At 63.9% G+C, this 5,965-nt stretch carries 2 protein-coding genes and 1 pseudogene; 2 read left to right on the plus strand and 1 reads right to left on the minus strand.

The annotated features are described in order from the left end of the window. Positions 1-3,063, plus strand: a 3,063-nt coding sequence (locus QZ329_RS14700; RefSeq protein WP_295753751.1) for a phosphoribosylformylglycinamidine synthase, incomplete at its 5' end; no start/stop codon positions are given. 164 nt (positions 3,064-3,227) lie between these two features. Beyond that, complete coding sequence (locus QZ329_RS14705) at positions 3,228-4,739, plus strand: IMP dehydrogenase (RefSeq protein ID WP_295753752.1); 1,512 nt, start codon at positions 3,228-3,230, stop codon at positions 4,737-4,739. 319 nt (positions 4,740-5,058) lie between these two features. On the opposite strand, the pseudogene cysS reads toward QZ329_RS14705, so the two are convergent. After that, a pseudogene (gene cysS / locus QZ329_RS14710) lies at positions 5,059-5,965 on the minus strand (cysteine--tRNA ligase); the annotation flags it as partial.

The following is a 5,965-nucleotide window of genomic DNA, read 5'->3' on the forward strand; positions in this document are numbered from 1 at the left end:
GTGGACACCTACTGGTCCGACCACTGCCGCCACACCACCTTCTCCACCCACATCGACGGCGGAGAGATTCAGGACCCGGAGGTCAAAACCGCCTATTACCAGTACCTGAAACTCCGGAGCGAGGTCTACGGCGGCAAGGCCAAGGACCGCCCGGAGACCCTTATGGACATCGCCACCATCGCGGCCAAGGCCCTGAAAAAGCGGGGCCTCCTGCCGGAGCTGGACGAGAGCGAGGAGATCAACGCCTGCTCCATCCACGTCCCCGCCGTGGTGGACGGGGAAATCCAGGACTGGCTCCTCATGTTTAAGAATGAAACCCACAACCACCCCACGGAGATCGAGCCCTTCGGCGGCGCGGCCACCTGCATCGGCGGCTGCATCCGGGACCCCCTGTCCGGCCGGGCCTATGTCCACCAGGCCATGCGCCTCACCGGCTGCGCCGACCCCCGGACGCCCATCGAGGACACCCTCCCCGGCAAGCTGCCCCAGCGCAAGCTCTGCCAGACGGCGGCGGCAGGCTATTCCTCCTACGGCAACCAGATCGGCCTGGCCACGGGCCACGTGGCGGAGCTCTACCACCCCGGCTACGCCGCCAAACACTTGGAGGTGGGCGCGGTGGCAGGCGCGGCCCCGGCGGAAAATGTCCGCCGGGAGCGGCCCGCCCCCGGGGACGTAATCATTCTCCTGGGAGGCCGCACGGGCCGGGACGGCATCGGCGGGGCCACCGGCTCCTCCAAGAGCCACAACCAAACCTCCCTCCAGACCATGGCCAGCGAGGTCCAGAAGGGCAACGCCCCGGAGGAGCGGAAGATTCAGCGTCTCTTCCGGGACGGGAAGGTCACCCGCCTCATCAAACGGTGCAACGACTTTGGCGCGGGGGGCGTCAGCGTGGCCATCGGCGAGCTGGCGGACGGCCTTGTCATCGACCTGGACGCGGTGCGGAAAAAATACGATGGTCTGGACGGCACGGAGCTTGCCATCTCCGAGAGCCAGGAGCGCATGGCGGTGGTGGTGTCCCCCAAGGACGCGGAAGCCTTCATCGCCGCCGCGAAAGCGGAGAATCTGGAGGCTTACCAGGTGGCCGTGGTGACGGCGGAGCCCCGCATGGTCATGCGCTGGCAAGGGAAAACCATTGTCAGTCTGAGCCGGGAGTTCCTGAACTCCAACGGCGCGGTAAAGCACGCCAGCGTTTTCGTTCCGGATGTGGACAGGAAAACGCATTCCCCCTTCCAGCCATCCGGAACCTCGGACCTGCGAAGCATGGCCGCCAGTCTCAAGAGCGCCAGCCGCCGGGGGCTGGCGGAGCGGTTTGACTCCACCATTGGCGCGGGCAGCGTCACCATGCCCTTCGGCGGCGGGACCCAGCGGACCCCCGCCCAGTCCATGACCGCCCTTCTCCCGGTCCTTCCGGGCCAGGAGACGGAACAGGCCAGCGTCATGGCCTGGGCCTGCGACCCGGAGAGGCTTTCTGCCTACCCCTACCGGGGGGCCTATGACGCTGTGACTACTTCCATCGCCAAGCTGGTGGCCGCCGGCGCGGACTACAAGACCGCCTACCTGACCTTGCAGGAGTATTTCGAAAAGCTCCGTCAGGACCCGGAGCGCTGGGGCAAGCCCTTTGCCGCCCTCCTGGGGGCCATGGCGGCCCAGATGGACTTCGGCGCGGCGGCCATCGGCGGCAAGGACTCCATGTCCGGGTCCTTCCTGGACCTGGATGTACCGCCCACGCTGATCTCCTTCGCCGTCGCCCCCATTCAGGCGGGAGATGTGATTACCCCCGAGTTCAAAGAAGCGGGACACCCGGTGTACCTCTTCCAGCCCGACGGCAGCGCACAGGATCAGCAGGCGGCCTGGGCGGAGTTCCTCCGCCTCCACCGGAAGGGGAAGATTGCCGCCGCCTGGGCGGTGGAAAACGGAATGGCCGAGGCGGTCATGAAGATGTCCTTCGGCAACCGGATCGGGTTCAAGGGGATGAGCCAAAACAGCCCTGTATGGTATACCTCCCGCTCCGGAGCCATCATTGCGGAGCTGACCGAGGACATCGGCAACTGTCACCCGGACGGCTTTTGCGGGAAAATCGGCCATACCGTCACCGAACCGGTGATTACGATTGGGACTGATTCCGCCTCAATTGACGAATTGTTATCGCTGAACGAGGCCGTTTTGGAGGATGTCTACCCCACCCGCGCCCCCGCGGAAGGAGATGCCCCCGTCCTGTCCTGCCCCGCCTTCACCCGCCCTGTCCCCAAGATTGGCGTCGCGAAGCCCAAGGTCCTCATCCCCGTCTTCCCCGGCACCAACTGCGAGTACGACAGCGCCCGGGCCGCTCAGAGGGCGGGCCTGGAGACGGAGATTTTCGTCGTAGGCAATCAGTCCGCCAAGGACGTATCTGCGTCCGCCGCCGCCTTTGCCCAAAAGCTCCGGGGAAGCCAGATTCTCTTTCTTCCCGGCGGCTTCTCCGGCGGCGACGAGCCAGATGGCTCCGGCAAGTTCATCACGGCCTTCCTCCGGGGGCCGGAGACCTCCGAAGCGGTGATGGACCTTCTCAAAAACCGGGACGGTCTGGCCCTGGGCATCTGCAACGGCTTCCAGGCCCTCATTAAGTTGGGCCTGGTCCCCTATGGCGAAATCCGGGATATGGACGAGACCTGTCCCACCCTCTCCTTCAATACCATCGGGCGGCACCAGTCCAAAATTGTAAACACCCGCGTGGTCTCCAACCAATCCCCCTGGCTGGCCCGGGTGAACCCTGGGGAAGTTTACGCCGTTCCTATCTCCCACGGCGAGGGCCGCTTCCTCTGCGGGACGGAGCTCCTCCAAACACTGGCGGAAAACGGGCAGATCGCCACCCAGTATGCGGACCTTACGGGCCAGCCCACCATGGACCCGGATTTCAACCCCAACGGCTCCGCCTGGGCCGTGGAGGGCATCACCTCCCCCGACGGACGGATTTTCGGCAAGATGGGCCATTCCGAGCGCGTCGGTCCGGGCCTGTACCGAAACGTTCCCGGGGCATATGACCTCCGGCTCTTTGAGGCCGCCAAGGATTATTTTTCTCTTTGAATTTCCGCGCCCGGGAACGGGCGGACACCGCAGGAGCGATTCCAAATCGCCCGATCTGGTTAGCCATCCGCCCTGGGACAACCTCCTACGAAATTAAGGTCTTGACAACCCTTCCCGGAGAATGGTATACTGCCTAAAATTTAGAAAGAACGAGGTGTCGTCCCATGGCCTACTTTTTCTCCGAGCCCTCCCACACCTTCAGCGAGTATCTGCTGGTTCCCGGCTACTCCTCTGCCGAGTGTATTCCCGCCAACGTGTCCCTCAAGACCCCGGTGGTGAAGTTCAAAAAGGGCGAGGAATGCCCCCTGACCATGAACGTGCCCATGGTCTCCGCCGTGATGCAGGCCGTCTCCGGCGAGCAGATGGGTATCGGCCTGGCCAAGGAGGGCGGCATCGCCTTCATCTTTGTCTCCCAGCCCGTGGAGCAGCAGGCGGAGATGGTCCGCAAGGTCAAAAACTACAAGGCCGGCTTCGTCACCAGCGACTCCAACCTCCGGATCGGGGACACTCTGGCGGACGTGCTGGCCCTGAAAGAACGCTGCGGCCACTCCACCATGCCCGTCACCGACGACGGCACCGGCACCGGCAAGCTCCTGGGACTGGTCACCAGCCGGGACTACCGGGTCAGCCGCCTGGACCCCGCCACCCCCGTCACGGACTTCATGACCCCCTTCGACAAGCTCATCTTCGCTCCGGAGGGCACCAGCCTGAAGGAGGCCAACGACATCATCTGGGACCGCAAGCTCAACGCCCTGCCCATCGTCTCCAAGGACGGGCGGCTGGTGAGCTTCGTCTTCCGGAAGGACTATGACTCCCACAAGGGAAATCCCCTGGAGCTGCTGGACGGCCAGAAGCGCTACGTCGTGGGCGCGGGCATCAATACCCGGGACTACGCCGAGCGGGTTCCCGCCCTGGTGGACGCCGGGGTGGACGTGCTGGTCATCGACTCCTCCGAGGGGTATTCCGAGTGGCAGGCCCGGACCCTGAAATGGATTCGGGACCGCTACGGCGACACGGTGAAAGTGGGCGCGGGCAACGTGGTGGACGGCGAGGGCTTCCGCTTCCTGGCGGACGCCGGGGCGGACTTCGTGAAAATCGGCATCGGCGGCGGCTCCATCTGCATCACCCGGGAGACCAAGGGCATCGGCCGGGGGCAGGCCACGGCGGTGATCGACGTGGCGGCGGAGCGGGACCGGTACTTTGAGGAAACCGGTGTCTACGTCCCCATCTGCGCCGACGGCGGCATTGTCCAGGACTATCACATCACCCTGGCCCTGGCCATGGGCGCGGACTTCTGCATGCTGGGCCGGTACTTCTCCCGGTTCGACGAGTCCCCCACCAGCAAGATTCTCATCGGCGGCAGCTATATGAAAGAGTACTGGGGCGAGGGCAGCGCCCGGGCCCGGAACTGGCAGCGCTACGACCTGGGCGGCTCGGCGAAGCTCTCCTTCGAGGAGGGCGTGGACTCTTACGTCCCCTACGCCGGCGCCCTGGCGGACGGCATGGCCACGACTCTTGCAAAGATTCGCTCCACCATGTGCAACTGCGGCGCGCTGACGATTCCGGAGCTGCGGGACAAGGCCAAGCTGACCCTGGTCAGCTCCGTCTCCATCGTGGAGGGCGGGGCCCATGACGTGATGCTGAAAGACTCCGCCGGTGCGGCGGGGCGAAACTGACCCGTCTTTTCTCAAAAGATACAGGGACTCTTGGCGGCCCTGCCGCTTAGAGTCCCTGTATGCCCTGGGGGTAAACGGCAGACAAAAAGCGCTCCTGCTAAAAGGGCAGGAGCGCGCAGGCTGTCGAAAATGTTTTTTCGCCAGCCTGAGCAAGTTTTTCAAACCTCTAAAAAAGGTTTGAAAAACTTCTGATTGAAAACGAAAGGAACCCTTCCTGGGTTCCTCTCGTAACTCTCTTCCTTCCCGCTGCGTCAATCTTCTGCGTTTTTTGACACGCTGAGCGCTCCTGCTAAAAGGGCAGGAGCGCCTTCTTTATGGTTCAAACTCTCTTCCAAGAGGCCCCGCCCTTCACGTCGGTGACCTCGACGCCCTGGGCCTTCAGCTCGTCGCGGATCCGGTCCGCCTCGGCGAAGTTCTTGGCCCTCTTGGCCTCGTACCGGGCCAGGACCTTGGCGTCGATGTCCGGGTCTCCCTCGCCGGTAATCACATAGTCGCCGCCGCCGGACTGCACGGTCTGGGCCGCCTTCTCCCGAATGGCCGCCGCCTTCTCCAGGAGGCTCAGAGACAGCACCTTGTCAAACTCCCCAATGATGGCCAGCTTGGTGGCGTCATCGGTCTTGGCCTTCAGCGCGTCGAAGACCGCCGTCACCGCCATGGAGGTGTTCAAATCGCTGCCCACCTGCCGGAGAAACTTCTCCCGGCACTCCCCCAGGACCGTCTGATCCGCGTCCCCTCCGGGCCTCAGCGCCGCAATGCGGTTCAAGAGCTTGTTGTAAGCGGCGGCGGCGTTGTCCAGATTCTCCCAGCTGAACACCAGGGTCTTGCGGTAGTGGCTCTGGAGGCAGAACCAGCGGTACGCCAGGGGGTCATAGCCCTTCTCCTCCAGCAGCGAGACGGTCAAAAACTCTCCCTTGGACTTGGACATCTTCCCCGCCGGGTCGTTCAGGTGGTGGACATGGAACCAGTGGGGGCACCAGGGGTGACCCAGGTAGCTCTCGGACTGGGCGATCTCGTTGGTGTGATGGGGAAAGGCGTTGTCCACGCCGCCGCAGTGGAGGTCCAGGTACTCGCCGTTGTATTTCAGGGAGATGCCGGAGCACTCAATATGCCAGCCGGGATAGCCTACGCCCCAGGGGGAGTCCCACTTGAGGGCCTGATCCTCGAACTTGCTCTTGGTGAACCAGAGGACGAAGTCGTTCTTATTGCGCTTGTTGGCGTCCTCCTCC

The sequence above is a fragment of the uncultured Oscillibacter sp. genome, assembly GCF_910579365.1.
Taxonomy (GTDB): domain Bacteria; phylum Bacillota; class Clostridia; order Oscillospirales; family Oscillospiraceae; genus Oscillibacter.

Coding starts and splice junctions, on each gene's coding strand:
- QZ329_RS14705 (WP_295753752.1), top strand. CDS start 3,228: ATGGCCTACTTTTTCTCCGAGCCCTCCCACACCTTCAGCGAGTATCTG.